This is a genomic window from Alloyangia pacifica (assembly GCF_020524285.1).
Lineage (GTDB): Bacteria > Pseudomonadota > Alphaproteobacteria > Rhodobacterales > Rhodobacteraceae > Salipiger > Salipiger pacificus_B.
Window position 1 is genome coordinate 101,845 of the sequence record NZ_JAIVKX010000019.1, and the last position, 13,355, is coordinate 115,199.

Consider the following 13,355-nt stretch of genomic DNA (forward strand, 5'->3'; position numbering starts at 1 on the left):
CATGCGTTTCGAGACCCCGCTCATCCCCGCCCGCCTGCTGCGCCGCTACAAGCGCTTCCTCGCCGACTGCCGGCTCGAGGATGGCTCCGAGATCACCGCCCATGTGGCCAACCCGGGCAGCATGCTGGGCATGGCCGAGCCCGAGAGCAAGATCTGGCTCGAGCCCAACGACGATCCGAAGCGAAAGCTGAAATACGCCTGGCGGCTGATCGAGCACGAGAGCGGCGCCTTCACCGGCGTCGACACCGGCGTGCCCAATCGCGTGCTGCGCGCCGCGCTGGAGGCCGGGCAGGTCGCGGGGCTCGAGGGCTACGAGACGGTGCGCCCCGAGGTGAAATACGGAGAGAAGAGCCGCGTCGACTTCCTGCTGACCGGTGCCGGGCGCCGCGATTGCTATGTCGAGGTGAAATCGGTGACGCTCTCGCGCCGCCCCGGCCTTGCCGAGTTCCCCGACAGCGTCACGGCGCGCGGGGCCAAGCATCTCGCGGAGCTCTCGGCGATGGTCGCAGAGGGGCATCGTGCGGTGATGCTCTACCTCGTGCAGCGCACCGACGCCGCCGCGGTGACCCTCGCCGCCGATATCGATCCGACCTACGCCGCCGCCTTCGCCGCCGCGCGGGAGGCGGGCGTCGAGGTGCTCGCGCTCGGCTGCAAGATCGGCCCCGACGAGATCACTCTCGGCAGCGCGTTGCCGTTCCAAGCGCCCTGACTCGCCCCGGGCGCTCTTTCCGGCGCTTTCGTCCCACCCGGGCTTTCGCCTAGGTCCAAATATCCCGGGGGAGTCCGCGTCAGCGGACGGGGGCAGAGCCCCCATCCACCTCGCTCAAACAGCCCGCCTCAGACCAGCTGCGACCGCGGCTCCGCGCCGCTCTCCTCTGCGTCGTCCCGGGAAACGTGCAAGGTGCGGGTCGGGAAGGGGATGTCGACGCCATTGGCGTCCAGCGCCTCCTTGACCTTGCGCTTCATGTCGGCCTGGTACTGGAAGAAGTCGCCGCTCGCGACCCAGACCCGCACCAGGAAATCGACCGAGCTGTCGTTCAGCGCGTTGACCTGGATGAAGGGCGCGGGATCGCTCATCGAGCGGTCGTCGGCCATGATGGTCTCGCGGATCACCTTCTCGGCGGTGGCGAGGTTGGCACCGTAGCCGACGCCAAAGGTCCATTCCGCCCGGCGGGTCTGGTAGATCGAGTAGTTCTCGATGACATTGCCCCAGACCTCGGAGTTCGGGACGATGATCTGGGTGTTGCTGAGGCTGGCAAGCTCGGTGGTGTTGAGCGTGATGTCCTTCACCGTGCCCGACTGGCCGGCGACCGAGACGAAGTCGCCCAGCTTGATCGGCCGGAAGACGATGATCATCACCCCCGCGGCAACATTCGACAGGGTGCCCTGCAGCGCGAGACCGACCGCAAGCCCGGCGGCGCCGAGGGCGGCGATGATCGAAGTGGTCTGCACGCCGAAGGTGTTGAGCACGATCAGCACGGTGAAGATCAGCACCAGGTAGCGCGCGATATTGCCCAGGAAGTTGAAGAGCGTGTCGTCGAGCTTTGCGCTGCGCTCGGCCACGGCGGCGATCCGGCCCTTGACCCAGCGGCCGATGAAGAGGCCGATCAGCAGCAGCACGATGGCTGCCACCACGTTGCCGAGCATGCTCGCCAGGAAATCCAGCGTGAACACGTCGGAAAGCGACGTGCCGTTGTAGATCTCGGTGTTCATGACTTCGTTGATACTGTCCATTGTCCCTCGTCGGTCCTTTTCTGCGCCTTGCGGCTTTCTTGCGCGCCGCTGCGACCGGCGCGTCTTTTGGTCGGATGCGCCTGATCCCCTTCAGGCGGTTTGGCATGCACTGCGGCCCCCGGGACGGCCATTTTCCGGCAGATCCCCGTCGCGGCCCGCTTCGCGGGTCGAAACGCAGGGGCATGGCATTGCGTTCCCCTGCCATCCTCTGGCAATGGAACACAACACGCATTAAGTATTGAAGGGAAGAGACCAATGGAGCGCCCCGTCTTGCGAAATGACACGAGCGGCCGTCTCACCCGCGACGGCATCCGCATTCACGAAACCGCCGATTTTGCCGGCATGCACAAGGCCGGTGCGCTGGCCGCCAAGATCCTCGACGATCTGGCGCCGCTGGTCGAGCCTGGCCAGACGACGGGCGTCATCGACGACTTCATCCGCAATGCGGTGGAAGAGGCGGGGGCGACCTCGGCGACGATCGGCTACAAGGGCTACCAGCACGCCAGCTGCATCTCGATCAACCACGTGGTCTGCCATGGCATCCCCGGCGACAAGAAGCTGAAGGATGGCGACATTCTCAACGTCGACGTCACGGTGATCGTCGATGGCTGGTACGGCGATACCTCGCGCATGTACGTGGCCGGAAAGCTCTCGCGCAAGGCCGAGCGGCTGATCCAGGTGACCCACGACTCGCTGATGCTGGGCATCGAGGCGGTGAAGCCGGGCAACACCTTCGGTGACATCGGCCACGCGATCCAGAGCTACGTCGAGGCGCAGCGCATGTCGGTGGTGCGTGACTTCTGCGGCCACGGCCTCGGCCGGGTGTTCCACGCGGCGCCCAACGTGCTGCACTACGGCCGTGCCGGCACTGGCCCGGTGCTGGAAGAGGGCATGTTCTTCACCATCGAGCCGATGGTGAACCTCGGCCGCCCCGAGACCAAGGTGCTCGCCGACGACTGGACCGCGGTGACCCGCGACAAGTCGCTCTCGGCGCAGTTCGAGCATTCGGTCGGGGTGACCGCCGATGGCGCCGAGATCTTCACGCTCTCGCCGGGCGGCAAGTTCCACCCGACGTGGGGTTGATCCGGGGCTGATCGGGGGGAGCCCCGACCGGCAAAGCGTTTGTCGAAAGTTCATCGGGCCGTGCCAGCGGAGTGCTGGCACGGCCCGTTTGGTTTCACCGTTGGAAGCTGCCGGGCTTCTCAGCCCATCAGCGCCTTGCGCAGCATGTTGCCCGCCAGCACCAGCACGGTCAGCGCAAAGACCAGCCGCAGCCGGGCCGGGCTCAGGCTGTGGGCCAGCTTCACGCCGATCGGCACGGTCAGCAGCGAGGTCACCATGATCAGCAGCACGGCCGGCAGGTTGACGTAGCCGACGGTGCCCGGCGGCTTGCCGGTGATGTCCCAGCCGGTCAGCAGGAAGGCGATGAAGCCGGGGATCGAGATCAGCAGGCCGAAGCCCGGCGAGGTGCCCACGGCGCGGTGCGGCGGTACGTTGTAGGCGGTCAGCAGCGGCACGGTGAAGCTGCCGCCGCCGATGCCCATGAGCGCCGAGAAGAAGCCGATGATGCCGCCGTAGATCGCGCTCAGCCCCCGCCCGGGCAGCGTGTCCGAGAGCCGCCAGGTCTTCTTGCCGAGGAGCATGTAGAGCCCGAGGCAGACCCCGATGACACCGAAGACCAGCAGCAGCTGGTCGCTGCGCAGCACGGTGGCGGCCAGCACTCCGAGCACCGAGCCGATGGCGATGAACGGCCCCCAGCCCTTGATCAGCTCGAGGCTCACCGCGCCGCGCTTGTGGTGAGAGGTGACCGAGCGCAGCGAGGTCACGATGATCGTGCCGGTGGAGGTCGCCACGCAGATCTGCATGAGTTGCTCGGGCTGGTAGCCGAGCCCGGTGAACACGTAGTAGAAGGCCGGTACGAGAATGATCCCCCCACCGACGCCCAGCAGGCCCGAGATGATCCCGGCCACCGCGCCGGCGGCGGCGATGACGGCGAAAAGCGTGACGTAGTCCATAGGGGCTCTTTCCTGCAGGGCGGTGCGTGGCGGCGTCTTGCGCCGGCGGCGGCCTCTGGCCGGCCGGGCTGGCGCGGAATTCTGCCGCCCGAGAAACGCGGTGCCGGGCCGAAGGTCAAGGGCAGGCCAGCCGCCGCGCTGGCAACGCGCGGCGACTGAGGTGGGAATGCCGCGCTCTACGCGGCTCTGGCGCCGGCCCCTGCCATTGCCAGACAGAGCATCGCGCGCGCCGCTTGCGCTGCATGTTGCAGGGGCCGAGGCCCGTCGGTCAGGCAGGCCGCCGGTAGAACTGGGGGGCTCTCCGGCCCGCGCGCCGGTGCTGCGGGCCAGTGGGGGCGCGCTCACCGCACGTGGTGAGCGCGCCGTGCGTTATCCGCGCAACAGGATCTTGCCGCTGCGCGCCGGGGTCTGCGCCGCCTTCATCGCCTCGCTGACCTGCTCGAGGTCGAAGATGCCGCCCACGTCGAGCGCAAGCTCGCCCTGCGCCGCCAGCGTCACCAGCTCGGTCAGCAGGCGCACCTGCGTCTCGTTGCTCAGCTCGCCGAACACGCGCGCGGCCCAGAAGCCGCGCACCGCGAGGTGCTTGGTGATCATCTCGCCGCTCGGCAGCTGCAGCGGCGCGCCGGTGGCGGTGCCGAAGACCACGTATTCGCCGTCCTTGCCCAGCAGCGCTGCCAGCGCCAGCCCCATCTCGGCGCCAACGGAGTCGATGGCCGAGACCGCGCCCGCCTCGCCGATCAGCGCCTTGGCGGCGTCGAGCCAACCCTCGTCGCCGGTGCAGAGCACATGCTCGGCACCGAGCGCCGTCAGTTCCTCGACCGCCTCGTCGCGGCGCACCAGGTTCAGCAGCTTGATGCCGCGCGCCTTGGCGAGGCTCACCATGATCTTGCCGACTGCACCGTTGGCGGCGGTCTGCACCAGCCACTCGCCCGCACCGACTTTCAGCGAGTCCAGAAGCGCGATGGCGCTGAACGGCATGGCGATGAGCTGCGCCGCCTCCTCGTCTTTGATGCTGTCGGGCAGCGGCACGACCGTCGCGGCCTTGGCGATGAAAAACTCGGCCCAGCTGCCGTGCACGCCGCCGACGGAAACGCGCTTGCCGATCATCCCGGCGTCGACGCCTTCGCCGACGGCGGCAACCGCGCCCACTGCCTCGGAGCCGCCGATCTCGCCGGGCAGCTCGGGCACGTAGCCGTACTGGCCGCGGATGGTCCACAGGTCGTGGTTGTGGATCGGCGACAGGATGGTCTTGATCAGCACCTCGCCCGCGCCGGGGGCGGGGGTGTCCATCTCGCCAAAGAGCATCACCTCGGCGGGGTCGCCGAAGACGTCATGATATGCAGCACGCATGTCGGGGTCCTTCGTATCGGGAAGTATGTGTCAGGTTAGGTCGGGAAACAGCCTGCGCGTGGTGTCGGCGCGGGCCTGTCGTAGCGGGGCGTCGTCCTGCGAGAGCTTCGACAGGATCGCCGCCCCAAGCCATTGCGCGTAGAGACCGGAGGCCGTGGCCTCGGGGTCGGGAAGCGGGCGCAGCGAGCCATCCTCGGCGCCCTCGGTCAGCAGCGCCGCGAGTCGAGACATGAGGTCAGAAACGCCCTCGTCGAGCACGCGGCGCATATCGTCGGAAAGATCGGCAATCTCGGCGGCCAGTTTCACCACGAGACATCGGCTTGCGAGGCCCTCCGAGGCGGCCTCGCCGATCCATCCGTCCCAATAGGCGGCTATCCGGTCTCCGGCGCTGCCCGGGGTCTCGGCAAGCGCATCGAAGCTCTCGAGGTATTCGGCCACGTAGTCCTCGAGCAGGGCGCAGCCAAAGGCCTCCTTGGACGAGAAATAGTAGTAGAACGACCCCTTGGGGACGCCGCTTTCCTTGAGGATTTGCGACAGCCCCACGCCCGTGAAGCCGCCCCGCAGGACAAGCTCCCGCCCGGTGCTCAGGATCTTTTGGCGGGTGGCTTCGGATTTGCTCGGCTCGGTCATGCCGGGATAGATAGTCAAATTAGACCGGTCGTCTAGTGCCGGGGGCAGAGTGCCACAAGATGACGTCGCGAAACAGGGGGCGGCGTGATAGGCTGATCCATCAGCCGTCAGGGGAGGACTGGCAGATGATCGACCTATCGCCGCCGTATCGGCTCGCCACGCCCGACGATGCTCGGGAACTGGCGGACCTTGTGAATTTCGCCGGGGAGGGGCTACCGCTGCACCTCTGGCGGGAACTGGCCGGGGAGGGCGAAGACCCCTGGGAGGTGGGCCGGACACGCCAGGCGGAGAAGACGCGTGAGGGACAGGTCGTGGTCGTCGATTTCGGCGTTGGCGCGGTTGCCGCGCTGACCGGCTACGCGATCGACGCCAATCCCGCGCCCGTGCCGGACGATCTGCCTCCGGTCTTTCGCCCCTTGCAGGAGCTGGAGAACGAGGCGCCGGGAAGCTGGTACGTCAACGTTCTGGCCTGCTACCCGGAGCACCGCGGGATGGGGCTCGGTTCGGGCCTTCTGCGGCTGGCCGAGCAGATCGCCCGCGCCGAGGGGCTGGAGCGCATGAGCATCATCGTCGCCGGAGACAACGAGGGCGCGCGGAGGCTCTACGAGCGGCAGGGTTACGCCGAGGCTGCGCGGCGACCCTGCGTGCATGGCGGCTGGGAGAGCGGCCAGGAAGATTGGGTGCTGCTGGTGAAGGCGCTCGAGACCTAGGCGAGACTGTCGGCGAAGCCGTTCAAATAGCCCTGCAATTGCTCGCGCACCTCGGTCTCGCTGAGGTTGCCCTTGTCGTCGAAGGATTTGCCCGCCCGCGACACCATCAGCTTTGCCCCGAACCACGGCCGCGCGCCGAGCTGGCGCAGCACCGGCAGCCAATGCGCCTGCGACAGGATCGTGCCGAAGCCGCCGGGCGAGGCACCGATCACCGCGACCGGCTTGCCCTTGAAGGCCTTGCCGCCGTCGCCGCGCGACATCCAGTCGATGGCGTTCTTGAAGACGCCGGGAATGCCGCCGTTGTACTCGGGTGTGACCAGCAGCAGGGCGTCGGCCTCGAAGAGCTGCGCCTGCAGGGTCTTCACCGCGACGGGCAGCCCTTCTGCGGATTCCGCGTCGGCGTTGAACAGCGGCACCTCGTGGATCGAGCCGGGCAGGACCGGGCATCCCTCGGGCGCCAGGTCCATCGCAGCGCGCAGCAGGCCAGCGTTGTAGGAGGCGGCGCGCAGGCTGCCGCAAAGGCCGAGAATTCGGGGCATGGGTCCGTCCTTCCGCTAGGTCAGGCGTAGCATGGCCCGCGGCGGCGCATCGGGCAAGACATTGATGCGCGCAGAAAATGAGCGGTCAGTCGAACTTTCGCGAAGGCGCGAGCACCTTGGCCTCGCCGACGAGCACCGGCTTGCCATCGACCGAGCATTTGCAGTCCAGCATCACCCGGCGCTTCGAGAAGTCTATGTCGGTCACCGTGACCTCGGCCAGCACCGTGTCGCCGGGGCGCACCGGGCCGATGAACTTCAGCGTCTGGCCGAGGTAGACCGTGCCGTGGCCGGGAAGCTGCTCGCCGATCACCGCCGAGATCAGCCCGGCGGTGAGCATGCCATGGGCGATCCGCCCCTCGAAGATCGTGTCCTGCGCGTAGGCGTCGTCGAGATGCACCGGGTTGTGGTCAGTGGAGACCTCGGCAAAGAGCGCGATGTCGCGGTCGGTCACCTGCTTGCGCAGGTGGCGCGACATGCCCATCTCGATGTCCTCGATGCAGATCGTCCCGCGGGGCAGGTTGTCGAGCATCTTCTCCTCCATGATCTGCGACCCGGTAATAAATCGACGCCATGACAGCGTCATTGGGTAATTTTATTACTTCGCGGCCGCAGAAAATCAAGGGGAGAATTTGTATCTTTCAGCGCAGGAAGCCGATCGAGTAGGTCGGCGCCATCTGTTGCGCGTCCAGGTAGCGCTCGAGCGCCTCTGACTCGGGCTGCTCGCCGGTCTTCGTCTCTTTCGCAGCGAGCCCGCCGGTGATGAACAGCGAGTCGATGTCCTCGCCCACCGCGCCGAGGATGTCGGTGCGGATGCCGTCGCCGATGCAGAGGATCGAACTGTCGGGCACGCTGCGGTCGATCTCGGCAAGGCGGCGGCGGGCCAGGTCGTAGACCGGCGGGTGCGGCTTGCCGAAGTAGAGGCTCTCGCCGCCCATCTCAGTGTAGAGCTGCGCCACCGCGCCGGCGCACCACTCGCGGGTGTCGCCGCGGTCGACAACGATGTCGGGGTTGGCGCAGAGCAGCTTCATGCCTTTCTGCTTGGCGTAGAGCAGCTGCGGGCGCAGCTCGGAGGGATCGGCCTGCGCATCGAACGGGCCGCAGCAGACGATGCCCTCGGCCTCTTCCAGCGCGACGCGCTCGATCTCCAGCGGATTCTCCAGCAGCTTGATCGGCTCGAAGAAGGGCTCGTCGAACTCGGTGCCCATGAAGTAGACCTTCTGGCCGACCTCGCCGCGGAACATGGCGACACGGGCGCTGTCGCCGGAGGTGGCGATATTGTCCCAGGCGTCCTCGGGCACACCGAAGACCTCGAGTTGCTTGACCACCTCGTGGCGCGAGCGCGGGGCGTTGGTCAGCAGCACCACGGTGCCGCCCTGGGCGCGGAAACCGCGCAGTGCCTCGATGGCCGCCGGAAAGGCCTTCACGCCGTCATGCACGCAGCCCCAGAGGTCGACGAAAGTCGCCTCGTAATTCTGCGAGATCTCGGAAAGCGACTGGATGATGCGGGTCATGGGAAGCCTTTTTCGGACTTTGAGTGAGAGGTTTGCGCCCTTGATAGGGCAGCGCGGGCACTGTGGCCAGCGCGGGCTGTTCAGAGATGCGGGGTGACGGTGTAGCCGAACCGTGCCGTCTCGAGGGGGGCGAGGCTGAGCGCGCCGGGACGCTCCGAGAGCTGTGCCGAGGCGCCAGTGGGCGCGTGCATCCCGTGCCAGGGCTCGACGCAGAGGAAGGGCGCGCCGGGCTTCTGCCAAAGGGCAAGGAAGGGCAGGTTCTCGAAGGTGAAATCCAGGCGCGGGCCGTCATCGGCGCCGTAGCTGAGCGCCGAGCCCGCGCCCTCGGGGAAGATCATCGCATCGGCTTCGAACTGGTCGTGCGAGAGGGTGAGCTTGCCGTTCCTGAAGGGCGAGGGCAGGCGGGCTTCGGGCAGGCGGCCACCGTCGATCCGGGCCAGCGCCGGTTCGGCACAGTTCGCGAGCGTGACCCTATGCGGACGGTCCTCGGCGCCGGGCAGCGGCCAGGCGAAGGCGGGATGGAAGCCGAGGCAGAAGGGCAGCGGCGTATCGCCCGCGTTGGCGACCTCGGCGGTGATTTCGAGCCTTCCGCCCGCCAGCGCGTGGGTGATCGCCAGGCGGAAGGCGAAGGGATATTGCGCGCGTGTCATCTCATCATCGGTCAGCACGTGGCGGCAGGAGGTTGCGCTGCGTTCTTCGAGCGAAAAGCTGCGACGCCGGGCAAAGCCGTGCTGGCCCATCTCCGCCTCAAAGTCGCCGATGCGGATCCGCCCCTCGGGCGCCGGGCCGACGATGGGGAAGAGGATCGGTGCGCGGCCCGACCACCAGTCCGCATCGCCCTGCCAGAGCAGTTCCTTGCCGGCCTTGGTAAAGCTCTGCATCTCGGCGCCGAGCGGGGACACGGCGAGGGTGAGGTCGGCGTCGGAGAGGGTGACGGGATCGGTCATGGGAGGGCTCCGGTCAGGGTAAGGGGCGGCATGAAAAAGGGCACCCGCTGGGGTGCCCTTGGAAGTTCTGCGCGGCGCGATGGCTCACACCTTCAGGTTCGGGATGATCTGCTTCTTGCGCGACATGACGCCCGGCAGCACCACCAGGTCGCCCTCGACCGTCGCGCCGAAGCTCTTCTCCGCCACGGTCTTCACCAGATCGTTCGGCACCAGCAGCGTCGCCTCTTCCTTCAGGATGTCCACGACGAAGAGCAGCACCTCGTCGACGCCGTCCTCGGCGGCCACGGTCTTGAAGGCCTCCATGAGGCTTTCCTTGCGGCCGAGCGGGATCTCGGGGGCGGTGGTCTCGAGCACCGAGACGCGGAACTTGGTGCCGCCGACCTCGTATTCCTTGCTGTCCATGCGGATCAGCTCGGCGTCGGAGAACTCGGACACGTCCGACTTGGCGGCGAACATCTGCGCGGCGAACTCGGTGATCTCGATGCCGAGGTCGGCGGCCAGCGTCTCGGCCACGGCGCGGTCATGCGGCGTGGTGGTCGGCGAGCGGAATTCCAGCGTGTCGGACAGGATGCAGGTCAGCGCCGCGCCCTTGATCGCCTCGGGCATCTTCACGAAGTCCTTGCCCATCAGGTCGACCATGATGGTGGCGGTGCAGGCCAGCGGGCGCACGGTGATGTCGATCGGGCCCTTGGTTTCCAGCCCGCCGACCAGCTTGTGGTGGTCGATGATGGCGCGGATGTCGGCGTCGTTGATCGAGGCGGGCAGCTCGGCGGGATTGTTCGTGTCGACGATGACGACCGGCGCATCCGCCTCGACGTCAGCGATGATCTCGGGCTTCTCGAGGCCCCAGTGCTCCAGCATGAAGGCGGCTTCGGTGTTGGGCTCGCCCAGCAGCACGGGCTTGGCGTCCACGCCCTTCACCTCGTTCAGGTACCACGACCAGATGATCGGGCTGCCGGTGGAGTCGGTGTCGGGGGACTTGTGGCCAAAAACCAGGGTGGTCATGCGGAAAAACTCCTCGGGGTCAAAGGGAGGTGCATCGGAGTGCATTGCGGCTTTCGCGTGGGGTTATAGGCAGATGGCCGGGGCTTGTCACGCGGCCAAATGCTGCGGCTGCAGCCACGTTTGCGCAAACCTTCGCGGTGTCATGGAACCGCGCCCGCCGCGCCGCGTTGTGTGCCCCATAAGGAGGAAACATGATGAGTTTCATGACCAGCCCGCGCACCATCGACGCCGCCATGGACGTGCCGCCCGATCCGCGCCAGCCGATGACCGCCGAACAGGAGCAGCGCCTGCGCGAGCTTTCGGAGCGCGCCGGAGAGGCATTCGACGCCGAGTTGACGCTCTGGCAGGCCGAGCGCCGCATCGCCGAGCTCGACGACCTCGCCGGAACCACCCCGCCGGCCGCCTGAGGCCTGATCCGGCACCGATCCGACCCTGTTCCGGCGGGCGGCGCGCCGCCCGCTCCTACACAGCCGTGATGCGCTGTCCGGCGTTTTTCGTTTACCGGCTGTCGAAATCCTGATACCCGGCCCCCGAGCCCGCATGGGCAGATTGTTCAACGTTGAACCATCTTCGTTGGGAGGCCTACGACATGACCGATACCGCTCAGGAGAGCCTGCGCCAGGCGGCACTCTTCTACCACGAAAACCCCAAGCCCGGAAAACTCGAGGTCCGCGCCACCAAGCCCTTGGCGAACGGTCGCGATCTCAGCCGCGCCTATTCCCCCGGCGTTGCCGAGGCGTGCCTGGAGATCAAGGCCGACCCCGCCAACGCCGCGCGCTACACCTCGCGCGGGAACCTTGTCGCGGTGGTCTCGAACGGCACCGCGGTGCTGGGCCTCGGCAACATCGGCCCGCTGGCATCGAAGCCGGTGATGGAGGGCAAGGCGGTCCTCTTCAAGAAATTCGCTAATATCGACTGCTTCGACCTCGAGCTGAACGAGCCCGACCCCGAGAAACTGGCCGAGATCGTCTGCGCGCTCGAGCCGACCTTCGGGGCGATCAACCTCGAGGACATCAAGGCCCCCGACTGCTTTATCGTCGAGAAAATCTGCCGCGAGCGGATGAACATCCCGGTCTTCCATGACGACCAGCACGGCACCGCCATCGTGGTCGGCGCCGCGGCGACCAACGCGCTGCACGTGGCCGGCAAGTCCTTCGAGGACATCAAGATCGTCTCCACCGGCGGCGGCGCGGCCGGCATCGCCTGCCTCAACATGCTGCTGAAGCTCGGCGTCAAGCGCGAGAACATCTGGCTGTGCGACATCCACGGCCTCGTATACGAGGGCCGCGAAGAGGACATGAACCCGCAGAAGGCGGCCTTCGCGCAGCCCTCGGACCTGCGCACACTGGACGATGTGATCGAGGGCGCGGACCTCTTCCTCGGCCTGTCCGGCCCCGGCGTGCTGAAGCCCGAGCAGGTGGCCAAGATGACCGCCCGCCCGATCATCTTTGCGCTGGCCAACCCGACGCCCGAGATCATGCCCGACCTCGCGCGCAGCGTCGCGCCGGATGCGATCATCGCCACGGGCCGCAGCGATTTCCCGAACCAGGTCAACAATGTCCTGTGCTTCCCCTTCATCTTCCGCGGCGCGCTCGATGTCGGCGCGACCGAGATCAACGACGCCATGCAGGTCGCCTGTGTCGAGGGCATCGCGGCGCTGGCCCGCGCCACCACCTCGGCCGAGGCTGCCGCCGCCTACCATGGCGAGCAGCTGACCTTCGGCGCCGATTACCTGATCCCCAAGCCCTTCGACCCGCGTCTGTCGTCGGTGGTGTCCTCGGCCGTGGCCAAGGCGGCGATGGAAACCGGCGTGGCCGAGCGCCCGCTGCCGGACCTCAAGGCCTACAAGGACTCGCTCAACGCGTCGGTCTTCAAGTCGGCGCTGCTGATGCGCCCGGTGTTCGACGCGGCGGCGACCGCGGCGCGCAAGATCGTCTTTGCCGAAGGCGAGGACGAGCGCGTGCTGCGCGCGGCGCAGGCCGTCCTGGAAGAAACGACGGAGACGCCGATCCTCATCGGTCGCCCCGAGGTGCTGGAGATGCGCTGCGAACGGCTCGGCCTGACGGTGCGCCCGGGCCGCGACTTCCACGTGGTCAACCCCGAGAACGACCCACGCTACCGCGACTACTGGGAGACCTACCATGGGATCATGGCGCGGCGTGGCGTGACGCCGGATCTGGCGCGCGCGGTGATGCGCACCAACCTGACCGCCATCGGCGCGGTCATGGTGCACCGCGGCGAGGCCGACAGCCTGATCTGCGGCACCTTCGGTGAATACCGATGGCACCTGAACTACGTCACGCAAGTGCTTGGCAGCGAACGCATGAAGCCGCATGGCGCGCTATCGCTGATGATCCTCGAGGACGGTCCGCTGTTCATCTCGGACACGCAGATCTGGATCGAGCCGACGCCCGAGCAGATCGCGCTGACGGCCATTGGCGCGGCGCGGCACGTGCGGCGCTTCGGCCTCGAGCCCAAGGTCGCGCTCTGCTCGCGCTCGCAGTTCGGCAACCATGCCGACGGCTCCGGCCCGCGCATCCGCAAGGCACTGGAGATCCTTGACAGCGCGCCGCGCGACTTCGTCTACGAGGGCGAGATGCACGTGGACTCCGCGCTCGACCCCGAGCTGCGCGAACGTCTGCTGCCGAATGGCCGGATGCAGGGCGCGGCGAACGTGCTGGTCTTTGCCGAGGCCGATGCCGCCTCGGGCGTGCGCAACATCCTGAAGGTGAAGGCGGGCGGCCTCGAGGTCGGCCCGATCCTGATGGGGATGGGCAACCGCGCGCATATCGTGACCCCCTCGATCACCACGCGCGGCCTGCTGAACATGGCCGCCGTCGCCGGCACCCCGGTCGCGCACTACGGCTGAAGCCGCCCGGGCCGCGGCAGAGCCCTGCCGCGGCCCTCTATGCCT

At 67.5% G+C, this 13,355-nt stretch carries 14 protein-coding genes; 5 read left to right on the plus strand and 9 right to left on the minus strand.

Features of this window, described 5'->3' with window-relative positions; translation table 11 throughout:
* Position 1: 1 nt before the first annotated feature.
* Positions 2-709: a DNA/RNA nuclease SfsA gene (gene sfsA / locus LC039_RS22735; RefSeq protein WP_226628499.1), complete on the plus strand. Its 708-nt coding sequence runs from the start codon at positions 2-4 to the stop codon at positions 707-709.
* Between the two features lie 128 nt (positions 710-837).
* Here sfsA and LC039_RS22740 read toward each other — a convergent pair whose 3' ends face one another.
* On the minus strand, positions 838-1,734 hold the full coding sequence (locus LC039_RS22740; protein ID WP_226628500.1) for a mechanosensitive ion channel family protein: 897 nt from the start codon (positions 1,732-1,734) through the stop codon (positions 838-840).
* A 255-nt stretch (positions 1,735-1,989) separates the two neighbouring features.
* Between LC039_RS22740 and map the strand changes: the two genes are divergently transcribed.
* Positions 1,990-2,817: a type I methionyl aminopeptidase gene (gene map, locus LC039_RS22745; RefSeq protein WP_226628501.1), complete on the plus strand. Its 828-nt coding sequence runs from the start codon at positions 1,990-1,992 to the stop codon at positions 2,815-2,817.
* Between the two features lie 119 nt (positions 2,818-2,936).
* Here map and LC039_RS22750 read toward each other — a convergent pair whose 3' ends face one another.
* From LC039_RS22750 to LC039_RS22760, 3 genes are all read right to left on the minus strand, one after another.
* A complete protein-coding gene (locus LC039_RS22750) occupies positions 2,937-3,749 on the minus strand; it encodes a sulfite exporter TauE/SafE family protein (protein ID WP_226628502.1) in 813 nt (270 codons plus the stop codon).
* A gap of 369 nt (positions 3,750-4,118) precedes the next feature.
* The gene (locus LC039_RS22755; protein WP_226628504.1) at positions 4,119-5,099 is read right to left on the minus strand and encodes a zinc-binding dehydrogenase; all 981 of its coding nucleotides are present in this window, start codon (positions 5,097-5,099) and stop codon (positions 4,119-4,121) included.
* Positions 5,100-5,129: 30 nt separating this feature from the next.
* Positions 5,130-5,729 (minus strand): TetR/AcrR family transcriptional regulator, encoded by a 600-nt coding sequence (locus tag LC039_RS22760; protein WP_226628506.1) that lies wholly within the window; start codon positions 5,727-5,729, stop codon positions 5,130-5,132.
* 125 nt (positions 5,730-5,854) lie between these two features.
* Here LC039_RS22760 and LC039_RS22765 point away from each other — a divergent pair, with 125 nt between their 5' ends.
* Entirely contained in the window at positions 5,855-6,439 is a 585-nt protein-coding gene (locus LC039_RS22765; protein ID WP_226628508.1) for a GNAT family N-acetyltransferase, read from the plus strand.
* Here LC039_RS22765 and LC039_RS22770 read toward each other — a convergent pair.
* The 5 genes from LC039_RS22770 to LC039_RS22790 form a co-directional block, all read right to left on the minus strand.
* On the minus strand, positions 6,436-6,978 hold the full coding sequence (locus LC039_RS22770; protein ID WP_226628509.1) for an NADPH-dependent FMN reductase: 543 nt from the start codon (positions 6,976-6,978) through the stop codon (positions 6,436-6,438). The two genes, LC039_RS22765 and LC039_RS22770, sit on opposite strands and share 4 nt — an antisense overlap.
* Positions 6,979-7,063: 85 nt before the next feature.
* The gene (locus LC039_RS22775) at positions 7,064-7,507 is read right to left on the minus strand and encodes a MaoC family dehydratase (protein ID WP_226628511.1); all 444 of its coding nucleotides are present in this window, start codon (positions 7,505-7,507) and stop codon (positions 7,064-7,066) included.
* 109 nt (positions 7,508-7,616) lie between these two features.
* Positions 7,617-8,489, minus strand: coding sequence for a TIGR01459 family HAD-type hydrolase (locus tag LC039_RS22780; RefSeq protein WP_226628513.1), 873 nt, complete (start codon positions 8,487-8,489; stop codon positions 7,617-7,619).
* 80 nt (positions 8,490-8,569) lie between these two features.
* Positions 8,570-9,436, minus strand: a complete 867-nt coding sequence (locus tag LC039_RS22785; RefSeq protein WP_226628515.1) for an aldose 1-epimerase family protein — start codon at positions 9,434-9,436, stop codon at positions 8,570-8,572.
* 84 nt (positions 9,437-9,520) lie between these two features.
* On the minus strand, positions 9,521-10,441 hold the full coding sequence (locus LC039_RS22790) for a manganese-dependent inorganic pyrophosphatase (RefSeq protein WP_226628516.1): 921 nt from the start codon (positions 10,439-10,441) through the stop codon (positions 9,521-9,523).
* A 194-nt stretch (positions 10,442-10,635) separates the two neighbouring features.
* Here LC039_RS22790 and LC039_RS22795 point away from each other — a divergent pair, with 194 nt between their 5' ends.
* Together LC039_RS22795 and LC039_RS22800 are read left to right on the plus strand one after the other, a co-directional pair.
* A complete protein-coding gene (locus tag LC039_RS22795; RefSeq protein ID WP_226628518.1) occupies positions 10,636-10,848 on the plus strand; it encodes a DUF3072 domain-containing protein in 213 nt (70 codons plus the stop codon).
* A 182-nt stretch (positions 10,849-11,030) separates the two neighbouring features.
* Positions 11,031-13,310, plus strand: coding sequence for an NADP-dependent malic enzyme (locus tag LC039_RS22800; protein WP_226628520.1), 2,280 nt, complete (start codon positions 11,031-11,033; stop codon positions 13,308-13,310).
* Positions 13,311-13,355: the final 45 nt, after the last annotated feature.

What these genes read in the sequence shown, in the direction of transcription:
- LC039_RS22785 (WP_226628515.1), bottom strand. Translation starts at nt 9,436, where the DNA reads ATGACCGATCCCGTCACCCTCTCCGACGCCGACCTCACCCTCGCCGTG.
- LC039_RS22795 (WP_226628518.1), top strand. Translation starts at nt 10,636, where the DNA reads ATGAGTTTCATGACCAGCCCGCGCACCATCGACGCCGCCATGGACGTG.
- LC039_RS22760 (WP_226628506.1), bottom strand. Translation starts at nt 5,729, where the DNA reads ATGACCGAGCCGAGCAAATCCGAAGCCACCCGCCAAAAGATCCTGAGC.
- LC039_RS22765 (WP_226628508.1), top strand. Translation starts at nt 5,855, where the DNA reads ATGATCGACCTATCGCCGCCGTATCGGCTCGCCACGCCCGACGATGCT.
- LC039_RS22780 (WP_226628513.1), bottom strand. Translation starts at nt 8,489, where the DNA reads ATGACCCGCATCATCCAGTCGCTTTCCGAGATCTCGCAGAATTACGAG.
- LC039_RS22775 (WP_226628511.1), bottom strand. Translation starts at nt 7,507, where the DNA reads ATGCTCGACAACCTGCCCCGCGGGACGATCTGCATCGAGGACATCGAG.
- LC039_RS22750 (WP_226628502.1), bottom strand. Translation starts at nt 3,749, where the DNA reads ATGGACTACGTCACGCTTTTCGCCGTCATCGCCGCCGCCGGCGCGGTG.
- map (WP_226628501.1), top strand. Translation starts at nt 1,990, where the DNA reads ATGGAGCGCCCCGTCTTGCGAAATGACACGAGCGGCCGTCTCACCCGC.
- LC039_RS22770 (WP_226628509.1), bottom strand. Translation starts at nt 6,978, where the DNA reads ATGCCCCGAATTCTCGGCCTTTGCGGCAGCCTGCGCGCCGCCTCCTAC.
- sfsA (WP_226628499.1), top strand. Translation starts at nt 2, where the DNA reads ATGCGTTTCGAGACCCCGCTCATCCCCGCCCGCCTGCTGCGCCGCTAC.
- LC039_RS22755 (WP_226628504.1), bottom strand. Translation starts at nt 5,099, where the DNA reads ATGCGTGCTGCATATCATGACGTCTTCGGCGACCCCGCCGAGGTGATG.
- LC039_RS22740 (WP_226628500.1), bottom strand. Translation starts at nt 1,734, where the DNA reads ATGGACAGTATCAACGAAGTCATGAACACCGAGATCTACAACGGCACG.
- LC039_RS22800 (WP_226628520.1), top strand. Translation starts at nt 11,031, where the DNA reads ATGACCGATACCGCTCAGGAGAGCCTGCGCCAGGCGGCACTCTTCTAC.
- LC039_RS22790 (WP_226628516.1), bottom strand. Translation starts at nt 10,441, where the DNA reads ATGACCACCCTGGTTTTTGGCCACAAGTCCCCCGACACCGACTCCACC.